This is a genomic window from Glutamicibacter sp. M10, assembly GCF_025452055.1.
GTDB lineage: Bacteria > Actinomycetota > Actinomycetes > Actinomycetales > Micrococcaceae > Glutamicibacter.
This window is the reverse complement of sequence record NZ_CP104918.1, coordinates 1721443-1742914: the sequence shown is the minus strand read 5'-3', so window position 1 is coordinate 1742914 and position 21472 is coordinate 1721443. Positions and strand designations below refer to the sequence as shown.

Below are 21472 nucleotides of genomic sequence, written 5' to 3'. Positions count from 1 at the left end.
AATTCTGGAGCCATCATGACTACACCAATCCCTGAGGACATCAAGAACCTCTCCTACGAGCAAGCTCGCGAAGAACTGCTGACCGTGGTCAGCCAATTGGAAACCGGCGGCGTCGCGCTGGAAGCTTCGCTCGCGCTGTGGGAGCGCGGCGAAGCCCTCGCAGCACACTGCGAAAATTGGCTCAACGGTGTCTCGCAACGTCTTGAGCAAGCACGCAGCCGAGTAGAAGACACTAACGACTAAGACCCGTTACTTAGTCTCAGCCAGACGCTTCTTTTCGGCCGAGACATCAAAGTCAGCTTCCGGCCACTGCGGATCAATGTCACGCAGCGAAGCTAAGAGTAGCTCAGCTACACAGAGCCGAGCCCGCCACTTCTGATCTGCCGGAATTACGTACCACGGTGCATCTTCGGTGGCGGTACGTTCAATGGCGATCTCATAAGCCTGCTGATACTCAGCAAAAAGCAAACGATCATCTACATCGCCTGGCGAGTACTTCCAGTGCTTATCTGGACGGTCTAAGCGCTCGCGCAGTCGCGCGTACTGTTCGTCGGCACTGATATGCAGCATCACCTTGAATAGGTGGATGCCACGCTCACCTAGCTTGCGTTCAAAGGTGGGGATACGACGGTAGCGGCCCTGAATCTGTCGTCCGGTGCTCAGTTTCTGCACCTTGTGGATCAGCACATCCTCGTAGTGTGAGCGGTCAAAAACGCCGATGTGTCCCGGCTTGGGTAGCTGCTTCTCAACGCGCCAGAGGAAGTCGTGTTCTTTCTCTTCATCAGTTGGCGTCTTAAATGCGTGGTGGTCTACGCCCTGAGGATCAAACAGACCCATCACGTGGCGCACGATTCCACCCTTGCCGGAGGTATCCATTCCTTGAAGCACCAGAAGCAGTGAATCGTTGATCACTCCGTGGGATGCGGAAGCAAATAAGCGTTCTTGAAGTTCAGCGAGTTCAAGGGCAATCTCAGCTAATCGCTTGGCTGCTTGCGCCTTAGTTTGAGGAGCTTTCTTAGGCCACCATTTAGGTTCTCCGGTGGCGCGCTCGGCCAAGTCAACCGGGCCTACTACGCGCAATGAAGCTAGCAGATTCTGCGGATATTTGCTCATGACCCCAGCATAACGCGCAGTTCAGCTTCTCGGTGGGATGAATTTAGCAGCGCTGACAAATAGATGTTTCGACGCAAAAACACCTTCACCGAACCAGGTTGATGGTTCGGTGAAGGTGTAAGAGCTCAGTGCTTAGCGATCAGAGACTAGGCTCGCGCGCGCCAGTCTTCAAGGAACTGTCCAATACGTCCTACAGCGTCGGTCAGGTCTCGCACGTTAGGCAGGGTCACCAGACGGAAGTGATCCGGACGGACCCAGTTGAAGGCGGTGCCCTGCGTGATCAGAATCTTCTGAGCCTTGAGCAGCTCAAGGGCAAAAACTTCATCATCATGCATTGGGTACACTTCTGGATCCAGCTTGGGGAACATGTACAGCGAACCCTTGGCCTTTTGAACACTCACACCCGGAATTGCGGTCAGCAGGTTGTAGGCTGCATCGCGCTGTTCCAGCAGACGCCCTCCGGGCAGGATCAAGTCATCAATGGACTGATAGCCACCCAGTGCAGTCTGGATTGCGTGTTGCCCGGGCACGTTAGCGCACAGACGCATGTTGGTCAGCAGATTAATGCCTTCAACGTAGTCCTTGGCCTGATGCTTAGGACCGGAGATGGCCATCCAGCCAGAGCGGAAACCGCACACACGGTACGCCTTGGACAGACCCGAGAAGGTCAAGATCAGCACGTCATCAGCCAGCGCAGCAGTGTTGATGTGCACGGCGTCATCGTAAAGGATCTTTTCGTAGATCTCGTCCGAGAACACAATCAAGTTGTGTTTACGGGCCAGCTCCAAGATTCCCTCTAGGGTTTCCTTCGGGTAGACGGCACCGGTGGGGTTGTTCGGGTTGATGATCACGATGCCCTTGGTGCGATCGGTGATCTTAGCTTCCATGTCCTCTAGGTCAGGAAGCCAGCCCTCCTCTTCGGTATTCAGGTAGTGCACCGGGGTGCCACCAGCCAGCGAAACCGAAGCGGTCCACAGTGGGTAGTCCGGAGCAGGAATCAGGATCTCGTCGCCATTGTTTAATAGCGCGTTGAGCGAGAGCGTGATCAGCTCGGAGACACCGTTACCCAGGTAGATGTCATCCACACCAATGGTCTGGATGCCGCGGGTCTGGTAGTACTGCGAAACGGCAGTACGTGCCGAGAGGATGCCACGAGAGTCTGAATAACCTTGGGCGTTTGGCAAGTTGCGAATCATGTCGACAAGCACCGCGTCAGGCGCTTCAAAGCCGAACGGCGCGGGATTGCCGATGTTCAGCTTCAGGATGCGGTGTCCCTCGGACTCCATTCGCTGGGCATGCTCTAGTAGCGGCCCACGGATGTCGTACAGGACATTGTGCAGTTTCGTCGATTGCTTGAATTCTGCCATGATTACACTTTCTCATGTCAGGTGTGTGAAACACACCTTGTTACTCGACCGCCGTCGGAAGCGGCCGAAATCCTAAAGGGTCGAATACCAAGAGCAGTGTGAGCCTGCTACTCGATAATCCATTCCCAGCGGGTCGCCGCTTCCTTGGGCGCCATCGCCCCAGGTTCGTTGACCATTCGGTTCAGGTCCACCAGGGTCTGCTGTGAGACTTCTGCGGTTACCTTGTTCAGTTCGTCTTGCGCTTTGTCATCCACGTTGGCGCCAGCAAGCAACAGGTAGGGCTCTGCGTTAAACAACTTGGCGCTATCTGAAATGCTCTTAAAACCTTCATCAGAAATGATGGCGTTGCCGGCACTGACCGCGACCGCTCGATCCACCGAGGCGCGCAACTGAGTATCGATGTCCGAGGAGTCAACGACAGAGATCTTAGGCGCCTGGCACCCCTCGGTCTTCAGTGCTGCGGCAAGGTTGCTCGTATCCGATGCATCGGTGATCACGGTGAGCTTGCTGCAGGCTTTAGCCAGCGAGGACAGCGAATCAACCTCATGGGTGTCCGCTTCTGCCTCACTCATGACTAATTCTTTGCCCGCGTCTGCCGGGCTCATATCTAGTGCTGTGATCTGATGATCAGCATCGTTGATTTCTGAGCGCAGCTTCTTCAAATCGTCAACAGACAGAACGCCGTCGTCGCCAGTGACGCCAGCAGAATCTTTAGATAGGAAGAGCGCAGTTGTGGCTTGGTCTATCGCCACATCAGCTTGGCCGTCTTGAACCTGTTTAAAGGGATCATCGCCGGACTTGTTGATCTGAGCGGTATAACCCTTAGCTTCCAGAGCGTTTTTGTAAACCTCTGCCAGTGCTTGCTCAACTGGCCGATCACCGCGAGCAATCTTCAAGGTCACGTTCTTGCTGGACTCGTTGGTGGAAGTCTGCTCATTGGCAGTGCACGCGGCAAGTGGCAATAGCAGGGCTAGGCAGAGGACACCGAGACGAGAGGATTTTCGCAAGTTCATATCCCTATAGATTCTATGGCAGAGACTTTTAGATCAGCGGTTACTTACCAGTTGCGGTCAGTCGCAAGATGCTTTCTACACGCTCAATGCAATTCAACTTCTGAATTTCTTCGCGGGTAAACCAAGCAGCCTGACTGGTGGAACCGTTAACTTCATGGCGGAGCTCTCCACCGGTGAGTTTGGCTTTATAGACCACTGCAACAGTTTGCATTGGGTAACCTTCACCGGAGTAACGCTTTGCCCCTGGAATGACACCCGTGGTCACATCCAGCAATTCCAGCTCCCCTACCGCGTAGCCGGTCTCTTCATAAACTTCGCGCTTGGCACCTTCGATAATTGGTTCGCCTAGATCAATGCCTCCACCGGGCAGTGACCAGCGGGGTGTAAATTTTGGATCTCGGTGGCGCATGTCCCAGAGTGTCAGCAGTATCTTTCCTTCGTTTTCCACCAAGCAGTATGCTGCCAGTCTGGTATCGAAGGATTCACCGGTGTGCTCAGAACGACGTGTCATATCCCCAATATATCGGTTTGTTCAGCGATTATTTGCCCTACCGCTCAGGGCATAAGGCAGTTTATTTGCCAAATATCCCACTGAAGCCGTGAGGATGTGATGAAATATTCTTATGGCCCCGCACTCAGAGCATTCTTCAAACGTCGATCTAGATGAAATTGATCGAATCATCATCGACGAACTGGTCGCTAACGCACGTATCTCCAACGCCACGTTAGCCCAGCGCGCAGGCATCGCGCCGTCGACTGCGCTTCTGCGCACCCGTTCGTTAGTGGAACGTGGAATCCTCACCGGCTATCACGCCGAAGTGGCACTCGGGACCGTAGGCCGAACCGTTCAGGCATTGATCTCGGTCAAACTACGTGCCCATGACCGCGAGAAAATCGATACCTTTGTGGAGCGGATCCCCCGCCTTCCAGAAGTTCTCTCCATGTTCCACGTTTCCGGTGGCACCGACTATCTCCTACACATCGCTGTAGGTTCCACGGACGCATTGCGCGACTGGGTGCTAGATAACTTGGCAACCGATGAATCCGTTGGGCACACCGAGACCACTTTGGTCTTTGCGCATCACCGTGGCAACCAGGGTCCGCTGCCTTCAGAAGACATGATGCACTAGTTAAGACCAGCTCAAAAACGTATTAAAAAAGCTGTGATCCTCACCGATATTCGGTGAGGATCACAGCTTGTTTTTTGCTCAAAAGTTTTATGCGCGGCGGCGCTGCATTACTGCGTCTAAGTTCAGACGAGGCTTGGTGCTGGAAACCGAAAGGTCAGAGGCTGGCAAGGTGCCGGTCACTGGAGCAACGGTTTCCGCTACTGGAGCTTCAGGCTCCTTTGGTGCAGCTTCCTTAGTAGTCTCAGCACGCTTGGTAGCTACCGAAGTAACTGCCGCACGGTCTTCTGCGGAAACCTCGGTAGCCAAACGCTTGGCATCTTCCGAAGCCTTGAGGCTGATCTGCTTGCTTGGGCGTAATGGCTGTTCGGCAGGAAGTGGAGCCTTCTGAGTACGTACCGCAGGTGCTTCATTAGCTGTCTTCGCAGCCTGAGCGATGCGTTCGCTTGCTTCAACGTAGGTTGGCTTTGGCACGCGGGTTGGAACCCAAGTATCTGGCTGCTTCACGCCACCGTGACCGTGAGCTACGCGTAAAGCTTCGGCGCGAAGTTCATCAGCGGTGATGGCCGGTGCACGAAGTGCTGAGCCTGGACGAGCGTCAAAGACTTCTTCACCATCGTGCTTGCGTGCGATGACCTTGTTGGCAGCGTCTTCAAAGGCCGGGGTCTGCAGGGCCTTCTGGCGGGTTGCTTCAAGGTGATCAAGCAGCTTGCGGTTGCGGTCGCGTACAGCGAGCATTCGCAAGGTAGCGAAGGAAGCGACTGCGAGCAGCGCGAAAATTCCTACAGTGCCAAAGGAGAGAGAAGTGAACGGAGCCAAGATGACTCCGAGAACTGTTGCCAAAATTGCCAAGACACCGATCAGTGCAACGGACAACCGGCCATAGCGCACACGTATCTTGAGTTGGGACGCAGCATCTTTCTGCGAAGCGCTCTGGGACGTGCCAGCCATGTGGGTCCTCCATCACCGATTGAGTCGGTCAAATCTCATAGAGTCGAATATGACTCTTTCATCTCAACCCTATGCAACCTTTCCTACGGTGACACGCACATATGTCGGTGTGTCTATAAGTTTTCACCACGAATCGTCGCTTGAGTGAAGACCTCTGCGCGTAGTGATGCTAATTGTGCTTCATCGTTCGTAGATGCGTTCGAGCATCGTGGTGGAAAGCTCTTCACGGTTCAACGCAAAGGTACGATGATCCGCCCACGCACCATTGATATGCAGGTACGCCCGGCGCAGACCTTCATCCCTAAACCCCAGCTTTTCCACCACCCGAAGGCTTGCCGCGTTCTCCGGGCGAATGTTGATTTCCAGACGATGCAGATCCAAATCCTGAAAACAATGATCAATCACCAAAGCGCAGGCTTCAGGCATCAGACCGAAACCCGCGTGACTGCCATCGATCCAATAACCGATAGACCCACTGCGCGCCGCACCGTACTGAACTGAAGAAAGCGAGACCTGACCGATCAGCGGAGGCCGTGATTGACGAAGCTGCGGCAGAGCGATGGCCCAGGAATAGCCGCTGCCGTCACGTGCAGCTTCGTCCTTAGCGCGAATCATCTGCGTATAGGTCATGGGTTCTGGCACACCCAAGGGACTGGTGGGGTCCCACGGTTTGAGCCATCGCGAGTTGGTGTAACGCAAGTTAAACCACTCTCTCTCGTCGCGCAAAGTCAGCTGGCGCAACAGCAGTCGGTCCGAGGTCAATTCAGGAACCAGACGTGAGGCCCGAGGAGAGAAGAACATGAGCACATCGTAATACCCGAATGCTCACTTGGCGTGCACCGTTGCGGGCCGGTTCCAATTCATTGCGTTTTGCGTAAGCTGTAAATATGACTGCCGATGCTTCGAAGAACCGAGACGTAGAGAAGAAAGCTGTCCGCACCAAAATTCGGGCCGCTCGACAAGCTTTGGATCCTGCGACCCGGGAGGATCATGGCAAGCAGTTGGCAGCTACGGTCCTCGGCTATCTCACGCAGAGCACCGGCATCGTTCGAAAGGTCGCAGCTTACTGCTCCTCCCCGGTGAGCCGGACACTTCAGTCTTATTAGATGCCTTGGTCAATGAGGGCATTGAAGTTTATCTGCCCATTTGTGAACCAGACTTCGCGTTATCTTGGGCTGCATACTCCCCGGGCATCGAGTTCCTACCTAGCGCTCAAGCACCTGTTCTGGAACCGGTGGGGCCACGCTTTGCCAATGACATCTTTGATGACATCAACACCATCATCATTCCGGCATTGGCCATTGACGCTCAAGGACGTCGCCTTGGCCAGGGCGGTGGTTACTACGACCGGTTCCTGCCGTTGATCGAGGATTCACCGGTGCGTGTGGCTGCTGTGGTTTACGACAGCGAATTTGTTGACGAAGATGCCTTCCCTGTAGCTGAGCATGATCAGCCGGTGGATCTAGTTTTCACTCCTACGCAGGTGCATCAGATCCCGTAAAGGCAACAGGTCTGGATTACAGATTTACGCACAGTTCGTTTCCAATGCATCTGGGTATCAAAGACTCCACGCTTGCATTGGGGTATGAGTTACTTCTCCAGAACTGTCACGGCGCCACGTCCTCCGGTCATACCTAAACCAAAAGTCCGCCCGGTGCGCACTCGTAGCGAACTCTTGCGTCGCTACCGCAAACCTTTAGCCATCGGGTTTGCACTCTTGGCGTTGGCCGGCACACTCAATGTCTTTTCTTCAGGACAGCTCTCTCAACGTGAAGTTGTTGTTGTGTCCAGCGACATCGCTGCCGGCAGTGAAATTTCGGCCAATCAGCTCACAGTGCAAACAGCACGATTAGACCCACAAGATAGCGAAGTCTTCGAGTCTGCTGACCGATTAGTTGGCCAGCGAGCCGCTGTGGGTTTGGATGCCGGAACGGTGGTGCGCAAGTATGCGTTGGTTGGGCCTCAGCTTCTTGCTGGGTCCATCGAGGGCACAGTGGCGGTACCTTTACGACTCAGTGATCCGGCGACAGTTTCGTTGCTTCATCCCGGTCAGATGGTGGACATTGTACTGACTACCGGGGATGGCTTTGACCAGGAAATTCAGTCACGGACCATAGCCAAAGCTGTACCCGTTCTTTGGGTTCCGCAAAGTGCAACAAGTTCAGAATTTGGCATGCTCAACGGCGCCAGTGCAACGGGCGAAGGAATTATTGTGGTCGCTGCCGCCAGCAGTCTTTCTGATGATCTTTCCGGAGCGGTCTCTCGTGGCAAGGTCTCAGCGGTCTTAGTCAACTAGCTAAGGTTTAGCCCCAGTGTGGTGGCTTTTCGCGCTTCATGAGTTCAGCAAGATCTTCTTTGGAATCTCCCCAGCTACGCGGGTCCTGATCTTTGGCAACTAGATCTGCCAATGGATCGGTGGTGCGCTTGGACCGATTCGAAGTTGCTGGCGAGGAAGTTCCGTCAGCGGATTGACCCGTAGCTAGAGCACGGTCAACGGACGCTGAGCGCGGCACCGGTGTGTAACTTCCGGTGAGCTGAACACGCTGTTCAAGATGTTGTGATGGTGCGACAACGCGCGGTCGCTTACGGCGACCGCGCGTTGGTTCTTGCTCAGAAGTCATTACTTCTTGGACTCCACCTGTTCGGCAGTCTCGCTGGCTGGAACCGGTGCCGGAGTGGTTGGCTCGGCTTCTGGTGCCACCTGCTCAGCTGGCGACTTAGCATCAGTTTCCTGTGCCTTGTTCTCACTCTTGTCTTCGCTCTTGGCCTCGACCTTAGCTTCAGCCTTCGGTTCCAACTTGGACTTAGCGGACTTAAGCAGCCCGCTCTTTTCCTTCGGCGCTTCGTCGGTGGTTACCTCACGGGCAGAGACCGGACGAGCGGCAGTCAGTGAACTGCGCGAGCTAGATTCCTTGGCTACTGCAGGAGTCGTAGGAGCCTTGAGCTGCAGGTAGGTAGCCAGACGTTCGGTGACTGATCCTGGATCGGTGAAGACGTCGATGGTCCACAGTGGGACATAACGCCAACCGTGCTTCTCGAAGAATTCTGGGCGCAAGCGGCTACGCTCACGAACAGTGAGTTCCGCGTAGTGCTCGGTGCCGTCATAGACCACAGCAAGCGGACGGATGCCGCTTTCTGCCGCGTCAAAAACGTGAGCTGAAAGGTCAAGGACACCGCGGTAGTCCTCGGCAACAATCGCACCGCGTTCACGTAAACGACGAGCCAAGTCAGAAACCAGCGGATCAAAGCGTGGGTTACGCATGGCGCTTACGCCCGAGTCCCCGGCCTGTACCCGACCGAACAGTTCAAAGAACTGACGAGCGCCGCGGTACACGCGGTTCAGGTCAACGTCGTTGGGCAGCAAGCTGGAAACCAAGGTCATGCGGCTGCGCGAACGAGTCATCGCAGCAACAAAGAGCTGTTCTCCACCTTCGCGTGAGAGTGCACCAAATTCGTGCAGGATCTTACCGTGGGTGGTACGGCCGTAACCCCAAGCGAAGATTACCGCGTCACGGCGCAAGCCGATCAAACGATCCATGGTGGTCACCACGAATGGTTCCTGCTTTGAACGCAAGTAATCCATTGCGTACTTGTGGTTTGGTAGCTGCACTCGAATTGCTTCAGCGATAGCTGCTGCATGGCTTCGGTTTGAGGCAATAACAGCCAAGGATTCTTCACCCTGGTTCTTGAAGTGCTCAAAGACCAAGTCAACAATGCGGGCCACTTCAGCTGCCGTGGTCTGGACACCGTCTTCGCTGTTGACCAGCGAGCCGGTAGCGTCCGGAACATACTCACTACGCAACAGTGGCGAATTACCACTGATGTTCACGGCCATTGGCAGACGTGAAATTGTTGAGTCGTAGTAGGTCGTGGACAGCTGCTCCACCAGACCTTCGTCGATCCCGCGGTAAACGGTGGACAACGAGCCTGAAACCAAAACCTTGTTCAATGCCGAGAGTGCAGAGACGTCCTGCTTGTGCTCAACAACGCGGGCGGTTGGATCCACGGAAACTTCAAAGCGCTTCGGGGCACCGAGCATTTCATCGCCAATGGCAATGACCTGACCGGAACGGCGAACGGCGTCAAGTACTTCACGCAAGGACAGGTAGTTGGCTTCGAGCAGGATGACTGCATCAAATTCTGCGTTTTCTGGCAGTGCGCTACCTAGCAGCAGTGGAGCCGAAACGATGACCGGAGTCAACGAGCTAGCAAGAGGAGCACCGAGTCGGAACAGCCCAGCGATAGTTGGGGTTCCGTCCTTGAGCATATTTCGCAGTGCGCGGGAACCGGCACGGTGGTCAGCTAGGGCAGCCTTCCAGTTACGCGACAGAGCCCAACGAATACGATCTGGTCCGGAAGCAATATGTGCACCGTCAGCCAGACGGTAATCTGCCTCGATCTTTTCCAGCTTGGAGCCATCGTTCATGGCCAGGAAGTCATCCCCGGAAATCATGGCATCCAGCACGGACTGCCACCAGGCAAGTTCCAGTTCGCTGTCTACGGCGTCCGTATCGATTTCACGTTCGGCGAAGTCATCCAGCAGATCACCTAGACCAGCTTCGGTGAGCTGTTCGGAGATCAACGTGCGTTCTGGCAGTTCGCCCAAGTCTTCGCGGCGGTCAACCAATGCTGCAATAAGATCCAGCAACTCGGCAATCGGCATTTCGCGCAGGCGCGATCCAACGGAAGAAGGCAGCATGGTCGCAAGCTTATCGATGCGTGCACCAGCGTCGTGGTAGCCAGCTTCAACGTCCAACAGTCCACCTGGGACCTGTGGGTTGCGCTGGCTGGTGGCGATGGCGCGCCATGCATCACGCTGGACAGAAACTGCCTGCAAGGCGGACTGCAGATCAGCGATGTGCATGCCCGGACGAACGTATTCCTTGGCAATCTTGCGCAGACGGGAACGGACAATGGAGCCCATTTCCACGCCGTGCTCACGACGCCATGAGCTGGTCGCGGTAGCCGCGATCAAATCATCAATGTCGCCTTCAAAAATGTCTGATTCAAACTTATCTAGCGAACCACGTACGGCCACCAGCAACTGCAGCTGGTCGCCCCACTTGTCGTAGCTGTCTTCCAGACGGATCTGTGACTGCTGAGCAATCTTCTCCATGTGCTCATGAAGGATCGGCAGGTCGCGTCCCAAACCGCTGGCCAGGGACAAAGCCTGCTCTGTGGCTTCAGCGTTGCGCAGTGGAGCACCGTGCCATGGGCTGGTGGTGTGTTCCTTGGAGTAGGCGCCCAGCTGTGCCGCACGCTTAAGCTGTGCAGCTACGTGGCCGCGCTGACCCATGGAATCAAGCACCGAACGCTTCAGGCGCACCGTGGTGGAAGGCGCAGGTTCTAGAGCAGCTAGTCGAGCCAGCTCCTGCATCGCCTGGTATGGCGAGCAACCCCAACGGCTACGCACCGAATGCAACGACTTCACGTGTTCGTGCAAGGTGTGGCGGGAATCGCGCAGACGCTTGAACATCGTGCCCAGCTGCGGTTCGGTAGCCTGCTCATTGCGCAAAATAGCCTTGGTCAGCAAGGTGCGCAGGGAATCTGGATCCTCATTAGGTTCCAGCAAAAGGCTTCCGGCATCCAGCTTCTGATTAAACAGCTGAACAAATTCTTCGGCGGCGGAGCGCTGTTCGGCAACAACCAGAACTCGCTTGCCCTGAGCCGCCAATAGTGCGGCAGCGTTCAGTGCGGTCTGGGTGGCACCGGTACCGGCGGCAGCGTTAATTGCTACCGATTCTCCGGCGGAAATGTAGTCAAGCATTTTTGCTTGGGACTCATCAGCGTCCAGCAAGTACAACTCATCTTCTGGATCACGATCATCTGAAGACTTGGCCAGCGTGGTGTGGCCGGTGTGCACCTTGCGGGCCGAGGTTTCCTCGGTTGAGCTTGGCTGCTTGCGTGAGCGGGTGCTGTCCTTGAGGATATTGCGCACTCGGCCAAAGCGGGAGCCGGACTTTTCACCGTTGCCAGCTTCTTCAGTCTTGGACTCGTCAGCAGTAGTCGGCGTGGAAGCGGCAGCACTGTCGCCAGCAGTCTTGTCGGTGTCAGACTTGTTGATGGTGCCAGCAACGTTTGGCTTGGCAGCAACAAGTTTGGCTAGAGCTTCAGCTGTCTTGTTATCCGACGCGCTCTTAGCTTGCTTTTCGGATTCGTCATAACGGATCAGTGCTTCGATGACCGGGTGTGAGCCCGAAAGCTTTGCTGGATCAGCTGGGTCCATCAGTTCAGAGAAGGTGGAGAGCAACAGGCGGTGGCCTACAACAACGCCAGGAACCTCAGACATCTGCTGGCGCAGTGCATCCATGCCACGAGCTGGATCAAAACGAGCGATGGAGTACGCAGCAGCATCAACGGCGTCGATATCTACCCGGGCTTCGTGGTCAGCTTCAAACTGACGGACAAAGGCAGGGGAAACGGTGGCGCGACCCACCAGCTGCAGGTCATAGTCATCAGCGTCTACGTGCTTAGTCAGCGTGATGCGGCCGAGCATAATTGGCGCCGATACTGGTTCGCTCTTACCGTCGTGGACTGCGCGCCAGTTGGCAACACCGGCGGCTAGGTAGCCGACATCGATGCCGCGCTCTTCCCATAGCTCATTGATCTTAGCGGCCAGGGCGCGCGCGGTACGGCGTGCGGTGGCGTACTGTTCTGCATCATGCAGCAGGGTGGACAGGCGCGTGCGCCGTCCGGCAAGAAATTGCGCCAGCCCCGAGGGGTTGGCGTGGGTGATATCGATGCTGTTGGACGTCGACGGAGCAAACCGCAAGGTGGTATCCGCACCAGCACTTTGTCCTAGGGATTTTACCCAGGTTGCTACCCGCTCGGAGGTAGCATTCTGTCCACTAGCCACGACAGTCATTCCCTTCACTGAACCGACCATTTTCGGGCGCACTGCGGTGCAAATACGCCTCTTTCTAACGTAGTGCACCAAGCGCCCAGATCAGGGGTGCGAAACACGTTTTAACTGCGTGAAGCGGAACCGAAACTAGTGAGCAACGCCCTTTCGGGGTTACACGCCTGTTTGCAGGTTCCGCTTCCGATCCACAACAGTGATTTTGTGTGGATTAGCAGTGCTTAAGGATTACTCCCACTCGATGGTTCCAGGTGGCTTGGACGTGACGTCCAGCACCACTCGGTTAACCCCATCGACCTCATTGGTGATGCGGTTGGAGATCTTCGAGAGCAGATCATAAGGCAGGTGCGACCAGTCGGCGGTCATGGCATCCTCAGAGGAAACCGGACGCAGCACGATTGGGTGACCGTAGGTACGGTGATCGCCCTGTACGCCTACCGAGCGAACATCGGCAAGCAGTACTACTGGCATCTGCCATACTTCGTTGTCCAAGCCTGCAGCGGTCAGTTCGGCGCGAGCAATCGCGTCGGCCTTGCGCAGGATGGACAGGCGTTCTTCATTCACCGAACCAATGATGCGGATACCCAAGCCTGGGCCAGGGAATGGCTGACGGCCAACAATTTCCTCTGGCAAGCCGAGCTCGCGGCCCACGGCGCGTACTTCATCCTTGAACAGGGTGCGCAGTGGTTCAACGAGTTCAAACTGCAGGTCCTCTGGCAAGCCGCCCACGTTGTGGTGGCTCTTGATGTTGGAGGTACCTTCGCCGCCACCGGATTCCACGATGTCCGGGTACAGGGTGCCCTGAACCAGGAACTTCACCGGCTCACCTTCGGAAGCTGCTTCAGCGATGATCGCTGCTTCAGCTGCTTCGAAGGCACGGATGAATTCGCGGCCGATGATCTTGCGCTTGGTCTCTGGATCAGAGACACCTTCCAAAGCGGTCAAGAAGCGTTCGCGCTCATCAGCGATGTACAGCTTGGCGCCGGTGGAAGCAACAAAGTCCTTCTCCACCTGCTCGGCTTCGCCTTCGCGCAACAGACCGTGGTTGACGAATACACAGGTGAGCTGGTCACCAATGGCACGCTGTACCAGGGCTGCGGCAACTGCGGAGTCTACGCCGCCGGACAGACCACAGATGGCCTTGCCGGTGCCGACCTGAGCACGGATGCGCTCGATCTGCTCTTCAGCGATGTTATCCGCGGTCCAGTCCCCTGCCAGGCCGGCACCGTTGTACAGGAAGTTTTCCAGTACATCTTGGCCGAACTCGCAGTGCTTAACTTCTGGGTGCCACTGCACACCGTAGAGGCGCTTGGCCTCGTTGGCGAAAGCGGCAACTGGTGCACCGGCGGTGGTGGCCAGTACTTCGAAGCCTTCTGGAGCTACCGAGACAGCGTCACCGTGGCTCATCCATACGGTAGGGGCCTGTGCGGCGCCTGCCAGGATGGAGCGTGCTTCGCCCTCAAAGTTGGTGGGGGTACGGCCGTACTCACGCAGGCCGGTTTCCGCCACGGTTCCGCCCAGAGCGTTGGCCATGGCCTGGAAGCCATAACAAATGCCCAAGACCGGTACGCCGGCTTCAAACAGGTCGGCCCCTACAGAGGGGGCACCATCGGCGTAAACGCTGGAGGGACCACCGGAAAGGATGATCGCTGCAGGGTTCTTGGCCAAAATGGCTTCAGTAGAAAGGGTGTGCGGAACGATCTCCGAGTACACACGGGCCTCACGTACGCGGCGAGCGATAAGCTGCGCGTATTGGGCCCCGTAGTCGACGACCAGAACCGGCTTATGTTCTGGATTGAGGGGAGCAGTAGTCACCGTTACAGTCTACGCGGTTCCCCGCGCGCGAAACAGCACGAGCACTGTCATCAGCGTCACCTAGGGCGTCACACAATAAAACCCACAATAAAACAACGGGCGAACCAGATGATCTGGTTCGCCCGTTGATAAATAATCTAGCTCGGCTCTAGTACCGCTTAGCAGCCTTTGGATGAGCTGCCAGTTCACGATCCACTTCAGCGTGTACCTTGGCCTCGGTGATGAAGGACAGGAACGGAACTACGCCACCGAGTGCGATGGTAATGAAGCGCATAAATGGCCAGCGCATCAGTGACCAGAGACGGAAGTCAGCAAAGAGGTAGACCACGTACAGCCAACCATGGGCAATCAAGATACCCAAGGACAGGTTCACTCCCCCAGTGACTTCTGCTCGGTTGAACAGACCCACCGAGTTGGCGGTGCCATCAGCCAAACTGCCACCAACAAAGAGTTCCAGGGACCAGAAGTACTTGAAGATCATCTCGACCACGAGCAGCAACAGCATCACACCGGTGATGTAGGCGAAGACCTTATAGAACTTGGCGGCGCTGCGAATCTGCGCTGGGGTGCCGCCGAACTTCCGGGGCTTCGGTGCTGGGCTGGTGCTGGACATGGCTGATGATTCCTTCCGAATCAGAAAAAGTTTGTGTTTGTTTAGTTGCTGCTGGTGCCGTTGTCGCGAGCGTCCGCCGCGCGTTCAGCGATCTCGTCCAAGTCGCGCTGGTAGTCATCACGAACCATGCGGTACCAGAGGAAGATGGCGAAGCCTGCAAAGACAACCCATTCAATTCCGTAGAAGACGTTGAGCCAGTTAACCTGAGCTTCCTGCGGCTGAGGTCCAACATAGATCATGTCGATGCCTGGCTGATCAACACTTTCGCCTTTAACCGTGGTGATCTTGTGCCCGGAGATGAAACCGTTATACAGCACCGAATCCCATGTGTTGGCTAACTGCGCTGAGGTGATGGACGGCAGGGTCTTGCTGCGTAGGTCATGCTCGTTCTCTGGACCCTCGTTAGGCAACAGTCGACCGGTGACTTCCAGTTCACCCTTAGGTGCCGCTGACGGTGCGGTGGCCTCTGGCTGCCAGCCGCGCACCACTGCGATGCCAGCGTCTTGTTTGGCGCCATCAACTTTGAACTCGGTGATGACCCAGACACCTTTTTTGCCGTCTTCAATGCGGTCATCAATGAGCTGATCTGTGCCGGGAACAAATTCGCCGGTGAATTTTACGATCTGGTCAGCTTTGGTGCCAAGCAGTTCAATTCCAATATCCGTGTGTTTTGTCAGTTGAACTGGATTCTCGGTCTTATCAACCTTGACCAGCGGTTCGCTCTCTGAGGAGCCGAACTGCCACCCCGAGAGGGCAACAAATCCGGTAGCGATGGCCAGCGCAGCAATGAGGGCGCCGATCCACTTGAGTTTCAGAGCGGTTTTAAACACCCTTTAACCGTACTTCTATTTGCCGTAGAACTCGAAATAAGTGGGGGTGAGATTCGCCCAGAAACCGTAGTTTTCGTTCATTGGAACGAATCAGGCACGTCGTTCGTTAAGGAACATGCAGCACAAAGCTGTCGTGGCTGGCGCTGACGCCTAGCAATTATTTAGAAGGTGCCTTCCCAGACCTGTATGTCTCCATTCTTGGAATTCGAGCTTCCATATTGACCAGCTGTGGATTCAATTGTGCCAAGGGATCCAACGCTCAGAAATACGTGAGCGTACCTCGAACTAAGCTCCGCGCTGGCAACAGTTAACGTTTTCGGGCCAGGCATGCGGCGCACAACTGGACACTGCTTCACAAGCCAGTTGAGGCGCAACGAGTCAAGTAACCGAATCCAAATGTTCGGACTTCATGCTCACCGCGGCGCAGTAAACTCGTGATCGCAAGAAAGCGCGAGCGGATTTGAAGTGACCAAATCCAGAGTCGTGGTTGACGGTCCTCTAGGATTACCGTATTAGATGGTTTCGTAGCTCTCTGGAGCTGTGGCGAGGAGGGCATTGGATGAACAAGACTCTTGTTTCACCAGTCATCGCTTGGGTAGTGTCCGCGCTTCTTTTGCTTATCGGCATCTGGCAGTTGACAACCGACGGTCAATGGCGAGGCCTTGCTTTCATCGTGCTCGCAGTCGTCTGGGCAATAGTCGCTCTGAGACAAGCTCAAAAACGAAAGAGCAAGTAATTATTTTGGGGCAAACTACGACTTCCCGCTGATTCGCAAGATGCTGATTTGCCAGCCTCAGCCCATAAAGCTCGATGAAAAAGTCGATAGAAAAGTGAACGAATTCCAAGCTCAATGCGCTCAATTCGTGCACGACTCTTACACATGCATAGAAGGCCCGTTCAATGTCTGAATTGGTCGGACACTGAACGGGCCTCCACATGTCTAGCAGGCGCTTGGTGAATCGCTGCTATCTATCTTTGGTGTTCGCCTACTTCTTGATTTTCTTCGATGTACTCGTTTTCGAAACCGACTTATAACCCGACTTCGAACCGGTGACCGTCACCGAAATCTTCCGCCCGGCATCAGACTTAGCCAGCTTGTAAGTTGACTTCGTTGCGCCCTTGATCGAATCGCCGTTACGCTTCCACTGATACTTCAGCGATACGCCCGAAGGCGACCACTTACCAGCAGAAACCTTCAAAGTCTTACCGACTTTCCCAGTTCCGGAAATCTTCGGAACAGGAGTCGACGACAAACTCTGCAACGCCACCGACTTCGAATCACTCGTTTTCGAAACCGACTTATAACCCGACTTCGAACCGGTGACCGTCACCGAAATCTTCCGCCCGGCATCAGACTTAGCCAGCTTGTAAGTTGACTTCGTTGCGCCCTTGATCGAATCGCCGTTACGCTTCCACTGATACTTCAGCGATACGCCCGAAGGCGACCACTTACCAGCAGAAACCTTCAAAGTCTTACCGACTTTCCCAGTTCCGGAAATCTTCGGAACAGGAGTCGACGACAAACTCTGCAACGCCACCGACTTCGAATCACTCGTTTTCGAAACCGACTTATAACCCGACTTCGAACCGGTGACCGTCACCGAAATCTTCCGCCCGGCATCAGACTTATCCAGCTTGTAAGTTGACTTCGTTGCGCCCTTGATCGAATCGCCGTTACGCTTCCACTGATACTTCAGCGATACGCCCGAAGGCGACCACTTACCAGCAGAAACCTTCAAAGTCTTACCGACTTTCCCAGTTCCGGTAATCTTCGGAACAGGAGTCGACGACAAACTCTGCAACGCCACCGACTTCGAATCACTCGTCTTCGAAACCGACTCAAAACCGGACTTGGAACCAGTGACCGTCACCGAAATCTTCTGACCAGCATCAGCAGAAACCAACTGATACGAAACACCAGTCGCACCCTGAATCGACTCACCATTACGGTTCCACTGATACTTCAGTGATACGCCCGAAGGGGTCCATGCACCGGCATTCGCAGACAAACTCGAACCCACCGCAGCAGTACCAGAAATCTTCGGAACAGGAGTCGACGACAAACTCTGCAACGCCACCGACTTCGAATCACTCGTCTTCGAAACCGACTCAAAACCGGACTTGGAACCAGTGACCGTCACCGAAATCTTCTGACCAGCATCAGCAGAAACCAACTGATACGAAACACCAGTCGCACCCTGAATCGACTCACCATTACGGTTCCACTGATACTTCAGTGATACGCCCGAAGGGGTCCATGCACCGGCATTCGCAGACAAACTCGAACCCACCGCAGCAGTACCAGAAATCTTCGGAACAGGAGTCGACGACAAACTCTGCAACGCCACCGACTTCGAATCACTCGTCTTCGAAACCGACTCAAAACCGGACTTGGAACCAGTGACCGTCACCGAAATCTTCTGACCAGCATCAGCAGAAACCAACTGATACGAAACACCAGTCGCACCCTGAATCGACTCACCATTACGGTTCCACTGATACTTCAGTGATACGCCCGAAGGGGTCCATGCACCGGCATTCGCAGACAAACTCGAACCCACCGCAGCAGTACCAGAAATCTTCGGAACAGGGGCAACTAGGTCCTTCGGTTCCACCTGGTCGGACAAATTCACAGTTCCCAAAGTTCTAAAACCGCTGCCTCTGTTACCCAACGAATCATTCAATGGGTACAACGACACTTCCCAAGCACCAGGTGCAGAACCCTCAGGAATCGAAACCTTACGTTCCCAAACGCCGTTCTTTGCGGTACCTGACACGAGGGTCATTTCGCCAAAGCCATAGCTTTGACCGGAATCATGCGAAACGCTCACAACCGGAGCATTAGCTTCCGTCGCATCCGTAACAGTAGCTCGGATAGTGATCTCGGCAGGTCCGTCAGCCAAGTTGTGATTCAACGGCGAAACCGAAGAAGTAACCAACACCGGAGCCGAAGTATCCGAAACCGAAGATTCGATGTTCACGGTTCCCAAAGTTCTAAAACCGCTGCCTCTGTTACCCAACGAATCATTCAATGGGTACAACGACACTTCCCAAGCACCAGGTGCAGAACCCTCAGGAATCGAAACCTTACGTTCCCAAACGCCGTTCTTTGCGGTACCTGACACGAGGGTCATTTCGCCAAAGCCATAGCTTTGACCGGAATCATGCGAAACGCTCACAACCGGAGCATTAGCTTCCGTCGCATCCGTAACAGTAGCTCGGATAGTGATCTCGGCAGGTCCATCAGCCAAGTTGTGATTCAACGGCGAAACCGAAGAAGTAACCAACACCGGAGCCGAAGTATCCGAAACCGAAGATTCGATGTTCACGGTTCCCAAAGTTCTAAAACCGCTGCCTCTGTTACCCAACGAATCATTCAATGGGTACAACGACACTTCCCAAGCACCAGGTGCAGAACCCTCAGGAATCGAAACCTTACGTTCCCAAACGCCGTTCTTTGCGGTACCTGACACGAGGGTCATTTCGCCAAAGCCATAGCTTTGACCGGAATCATGCGAAACGCTCACAACCGGAGCATTAGCTTCCGTCGCATCCGTAACAGTAGCTCGGATAGTGATCTCGGCAGGTCCATCAGCCAAGTTGTGATTCAACGGCGAAACCGAAGAAGTAACCAACACCGGAGCCGAAGTATCCGAAACCGAAAATACAACGGCAGCTACCGAAGCACCCGTGGCTGCCGTCCCCGAAGCAGCCAGCGATGGTGATGCGCCTGCGAACAGCGAGGCGGTCAGTGCGACTGCTATGGCACAAGCGCCGGTTGACTTGAGTCTTTTAATGGAAGACTCATTTCCAATTTGAGACATTGATCCCCCAAAGAATGCCTGACGAAGATTCCAGGCGAAAAGTGCGAGCGAAATTAGTATCGCGATTGGTTCAGAGCGATACAATGAACCAAAAAAGTTATCGTTCAACTATTTGAAAGCATCTCATACTTCTAACGAGGGAGAAACTTTATCCTTAAATGTTATCTTCGAAAAGACCGACATTTGAATTCATGGATAGAGCTGTACTTTCAAGAACACTGACCTTGAATCAAGATCCCTGTACATGGATTGGTTGGCCGGTGTATTGAGCCGACGAGGACAGCAGCTCTGCGGTCAGGATTTGAGGCCTGATCGCGCAGGTCGCTGATACCGAACCTCAAGAACCGGTTTCGAAAATTTGGGCTTCACCTGACAACCACCCACAGCCTAGATAACCCGTTACATCGAGGACTTCTCTGAATTTTCTAAAGTGCAATCCCGCTATCCGTGTGTTTGCTGATGACAATGCCCACTACGTGAACAATAGAAAAGGGTTCGATGGAATGCATTGCTGCGAACTCTCCTCTCCTGAGTGAAGAATGCAGGTACCTCAGTACTGCTCACAGTCAGCAAATAAACAGCCTGTCGACCTAGGCCAGAGTTGAACAAATAGACCCTTGCACCCATCCGTTTGGTTCTGCGGGTTCAATTTGCGAAAAAACAGCCACTACATTGATCAAGAATGATCAAAGTAGTGGCTGTTCAGTTGTTCCCTCGGCGGCCGAAGCAACCCAAGTGATGTGTCTTAGTAGCGGTCAGACTCATATGGCGAAAGTACCACGTCTACACGCTGGAATTCCTTCAAGGTCGAGTAGCCGGTGGTGGCCATCGAACGACGCAGCGCACCAACCAAGTTGGAGGTGCCATCGGTTTCATGCGATGGACCGTACAGAACCTTTTCAAGGGAACCGACGGTACCGATCTTTGCACGGTCGCCACGTGGGCTGGCCTCGTGCACTGCTTCCATGCCCCAGTGGTAACCGGCGCCTGGTGCTTCTTCGGCACGAGCCAAAGCGGTACCGAGCATCACTGCGTCGGCGCCCATAGCGATGGCCTTGACGATGTCACCGGAGTTGCCCATGCCACCATCGGCAATGACGTGTACGTAGCGTCCACCGGACTCTTCGATGTAGTCACGGCGAGCTGAAGCAACATCGGCAATAGCGGTAGCCATTGGTGCGTGAATGCCCAGGGTACGACGGGTGGTGGAGGACGCGCCGCCACCAAAACCTACGAGGACACCGGCAGCGCCGGTACGCATCAGGTGCATAGCTGGGGTGTAGCCAGCTGCGCCGCCAACGATCACTGGGACGTCGAGTTCATAGATGAACTGCTTGAGGTTCAGTGGTTCGGTGGTCTTCGAGACGTGCTCGGCCGACACGGTGGTGCCACGGATGACAAAGATGTCCACGCCGGCAGCCACTACGGTCTTGTAGTGTTCTTGGGTGCGCTGTGGGGTCAATGAGCCAGCGACAACTACGCCGGAGTCACGGATCTCGGAGATGCGCGTAGTGATCAGCTCTGGCTGAATCGGAGCCGAGTACAGTTCCTGCAACTTAGCGGTGATCTTTGGATCATTGCGCGTTGCGGATTCAGACTTCAGACCGGTGATTTCTGCCAGTACAGATTCTGGGTTTTCGTAACGGGTCCACAGACCTTCAAGGTTCAGTACACCCAAGCCGCCGAGCTTGCCGAGGGCAATGGCGGTGGCCGGTGAAGTTACCGAGTCCATAGGTGCGCCCATAATTGGGGTGTCGAACTGGAAAGCGTCGATCTGCCAGGATACCGAAACGTCCTTCGGATCACGGGTGCGGCGATTCGGTACGATCGCTACGTCGTCCAGGGAAAATGCCTTATGCGCCCGCTTGCCGCGGCCGATCTCAATCTCGTTACTCACCTAACTAGGTTACCAAGTCTCGGCCGAATTCTTGCTTTTCATGGTCTTAGTGCGAGCGGTCAT

The 21472-nt window shown here is 54.9% G+C and carries 18 protein-coding genes; 5 read left to right on the top strand and 13 right to left on the bottom strand.

Annotation, left to right across the window (positions count from 1 at the left end; genetic code table 11):
• Positions 1 to 15: 15 nt before the first annotated feature.
• Positions 16 to 243 (top strand): exodeoxyribonuclease VII small subunit, encoded by a 228-nt coding sequence (locus tag N6V40_RS08515; RefSeq protein WP_131088695.1) that lies wholly within the window; start codon positions 16 to 18, stop codon positions 241 to 243.
• Positions 244 to 249: 6 nt separating this feature from the next.
• Here N6V40_RS08515 and N6V40_RS08510 read toward each other — a convergent pair whose 3' ends face one another.
• From N6V40_RS08510 to N6V40_RS08495, 4 genes are all read right to left on the bottom strand, one after another.
• Positions 250 to 1113 carry a PPK2 family polyphosphate kinase gene (locus tag N6V40_RS08510; protein WP_131088696.1) on the bottom strand — a complete coding sequence of 288 codons (864 nt, stop codon included), beginning with the start codon at positions 1111 to 1113 and terminating at the stop codon, positions 250 to 252.
• A gap of 146 nt (positions 1114 to 1259) precedes the next feature.
• Positions 1260 to 2480 carry a pyridoxal phosphate-dependent aminotransferase gene (locus N6V40_RS08505; RefSeq protein ID WP_131088697.1) on the bottom strand — a complete coding sequence of 407 codons (1221 nt, stop codon included), beginning with the start codon at positions 2478 to 2480 and terminating at the stop codon, positions 1260 to 1262.
• Positions 2481 to 2587: 107 nt separating this feature from the next.
• Positions 2588 to 3493, bottom strand: a complete 906-nt coding sequence (locus N6V40_RS08500) for a glycine betaine ABC transporter substrate-binding protein (protein WP_131088698.1) — start codon at positions 3491 to 3493, stop codon at positions 2588 to 2590.
• A 40-nt stretch (positions 3494 to 3533) separates the two neighbouring features.
• Positions 3534 to 4004, bottom strand: coding sequence for an NUDIX hydrolase (locus tag N6V40_RS08495; protein WP_131088699.1), 471 nt, complete (start codon positions 4002 to 4004; stop codon positions 3534 to 3536).
• Positions 4005 to 4116: 112 nt separating this feature from the next.
• On the opposite strand from N6V40_RS08495, the gene N6V40_RS08490 reads away from it, so the two are divergent.
• The gene (locus N6V40_RS08490) at positions 4117 to 4623 is read left to right on the top strand and encodes an Lrp/AsnC family transcriptional regulator (RefSeq protein WP_262199664.1); all 507 of its coding nucleotides are present in this window, start codon (positions 4117 to 4119) and stop codon (positions 4621 to 4623) included.
• Positions 4624 to 4710: 87 nt separating this feature from the next.
• Here N6V40_RS08490 and N6V40_RS08485 read toward each other — a convergent pair whose 3' ends face one another.
• Entirely contained in the window at positions 4711 to 5571 is an 861-nt protein-coding gene (locus tag N6V40_RS08485; RefSeq protein ID WP_131088701.1) for a hypothetical protein, read from the bottom strand.
• A 180-nt stretch (positions 5572 to 5751) separates the two neighbouring features.
• Positions 5752 to 6372 (bottom strand): GNAT family N-acetyltransferase, encoded by a 621-nt coding sequence (locus N6V40_RS08480; RefSeq protein WP_262199662.1) that lies wholly within the window; start codon positions 6370 to 6372, stop codon positions 5752 to 5754.
• Between the two features lie 86 nt (positions 6373 to 6458).
• Between N6V40_RS08480 and N6V40_RS08475 the strand changes: the two genes are divergently transcribed.
• From N6V40_RS08475 to N6V40_RS08465, 3 genes are all read left to right on the top strand, one after another.
• Entirely contained in the window at positions 6459 to 6677 is a 219-nt protein-coding gene (locus N6V40_RS08475; RefSeq protein ID WP_262199661.1) for a 5-formyltetrahydrofolate cyclo-ligase, read from the top strand.
• A gap of 5 nt (positions 6678 to 6682) precedes the next feature.
• Positions 6683 to 7072 carry a 5-formyltetrahydrofolate cyclo-ligase gene (locus N6V40_RS08470; RefSeq protein WP_262199660.1) on the top strand — a complete coding sequence of 130 codons (390 nt, stop codon included), beginning with the start codon at positions 6683 to 6685 and terminating at the stop codon, positions 7070 to 7072.
• A 153-nt stretch (positions 7073 to 7225) separates the two neighbouring features.
• Positions 7226 to 7867: an RcpC/CpaB family pilus assembly protein gene (locus tag N6V40_RS08465; protein WP_165477285.1), complete on the top strand. Its 642-nt coding sequence runs from the start codon at positions 7226 to 7228 to the stop codon at positions 7865 to 7867.
• A gap of 7 nt (positions 7868 to 7874) precedes the next feature.
• On the opposite strand, the gene N6V40_RS08460 is transcribed toward N6V40_RS08465, so the two are convergent.
• The 7 genes from N6V40_RS08460 to N6V40_RS08430 all read right to left on the bottom strand — a co-directional run bounded on the left by N6V40_RS08460 (position 7875) and on the right by N6V40_RS08430 (position 21409).
• Positions 7875 to 8192, bottom strand: coding sequence for a hypothetical protein (locus tag N6V40_RS08460; protein WP_131088705.1), 318 nt, complete (start codon positions 8190 to 8192; stop codon positions 7875 to 7877).
• Positions 8192 to 12436 (bottom strand): DUF4011 domain-containing protein, encoded by a 4245-nt coding sequence (locus tag N6V40_RS08455; protein WP_242632541.1) that lies wholly within the window; start codon positions 12434 to 12436, stop codon positions 8192 to 8194. The genes N6V40_RS08460 and N6V40_RS08455 overlap by 1 nt, the downstream gene beginning before the upstream one ends.
• Before the next feature lie 222 nt (positions 12437 to 12658).
• On the bottom strand, positions 12659 to 14245 hold the full coding sequence (guaA, locus tag N6V40_RS08450; RefSeq protein ID WP_131088706.1) for a glutamine-hydrolyzing GMP synthase: 1587 nt from the start codon (positions 14243 to 14245) through the stop codon (positions 12659 to 12661).
• Positions 14246 to 14393: 148 nt separating this feature from the next.
• Positions 14394 to 14858: a DUF3817 domain-containing protein gene (locus tag N6V40_RS08445; protein WP_131088707.1), complete on the bottom strand. Its 465-nt coding sequence runs from the start codon at positions 14856 to 14858 to the stop codon at positions 14394 to 14396.
• A 41-nt stretch (positions 14859 to 14899) separates the two neighbouring features.
• Positions 14900 to 15688: an SURF1 family cytochrome oxidase biogenesis protein gene (locus N6V40_RS08440; protein ID WP_131088708.1), complete on the bottom strand. Its 789-nt coding sequence runs from the start codon at positions 15686 to 15688 to the stop codon at positions 14900 to 14902.
• Between the two features lie 986 nt (positions 15689 to 16674).
• The gene (locus N6V40_RS08435; RefSeq protein WP_262199659.1) at positions 16675 to 19512 is read right to left on the bottom strand and encodes a hypothetical protein; all 2838 of its coding nucleotides are present in this window, start codon (positions 19510 to 19512) and stop codon (positions 16675 to 16677) included.
• 745 nt (positions 19513 to 20257) lie between these two features.
• Complete coding sequence (locus N6V40_RS08430) at positions 20258 to 21409, bottom strand: GuaB3 family IMP dehydrogenase-related protein (RefSeq protein ID WP_131088710.1); 1152 nt, start codon at positions 21407 to 21409, stop codon at positions 20258 to 20260.
• Positions 21410 to 21472: the final 63 nt, after the last annotated feature.

Coding starts and splice junctions, on each gene's coding strand:
- N6V40_RS08480 (WP_262199662.1), bottom strand. CDS start 6,372: ATGTTCTTCTCTCCTCGGGCCTCACGTCTGGTTCCTGAATTGACCTCG.
- N6V40_RS08500 (WP_131088698.1), bottom strand. CDS start 3,493: ATGAACTTGCGAAAATCCTCTCGTCTCGGTGTCCTCTGCCTAGCCCTG.
- N6V40_RS08485 (WP_131088701.1), bottom strand. CDS start 5,571: ATGGCTGGCACGTCCCAGAGCGCTTCGCAGAAAGATGCTGCGTCCCAA.
- N6V40_RS08505 (WP_131088697.1), bottom strand. CDS start 2,480: ATGGCAGAATTCAAGCAATCGACGAAACTGCACAATGTCCTGTACGAC.
- N6V40_RS08495 (WP_131088699.1), bottom strand. CDS start 4,004: ATGACACGTCGTTCTGAGCACACCGGTGAATCCTTCGATACCAGACTG.
- N6V40_RS08435 (WP_262199659.1), bottom strand. CDS start 19,512: ATGTCTCAAATTGGAAATGAGTCTTCCATTAAAAGACTCAAGTCAACC.
- N6V40_RS08490 (WP_262199664.1), top strand. CDS start 4,117: ATGGCCCCGCACTCAGAGCATTCTTCAAACGTCGATCTAGATGAAATT.
- N6V40_RS08475 (WP_262199661.1), top strand. CDS start 6,459: ATGACTGCCGATGCTTCGAAGAACCGAGACGTAGAGAAGAAAGCTGTC.
- N6V40_RS08515 (WP_131088695.1), top strand. CDS start 16: ATGACTACACCAATCCCTGAGGACATCAAGAACCTCTCCTACGAGCAA.
- N6V40_RS08445 (WP_131088707.1), bottom strand. CDS start 14,858: ATGTCCAGCACCAGCCCAGCACCGAAGCCCCGGAAGTTCGGCGGCACC.
- N6V40_RS08510 (WP_131088696.1), bottom strand. CDS start 1,113: ATGAGCAAATATCCGCAGAATCTGCTAGCTTCATTGCGCGTAGTAGGC.
- N6V40_RS08455 (WP_242632541.1), bottom strand. CDS start 12,436: ATGACTGTCGTGGCTAGTGGACAGAATGCTACCTCCGAGCGGGTAGCA.
- N6V40_RS08460 (WP_131088705.1), bottom strand. CDS start 8,192: ATGACTTCTGAGCAAGAACCAACGCGCGGTCGCCGTAAGCGACCGCGC.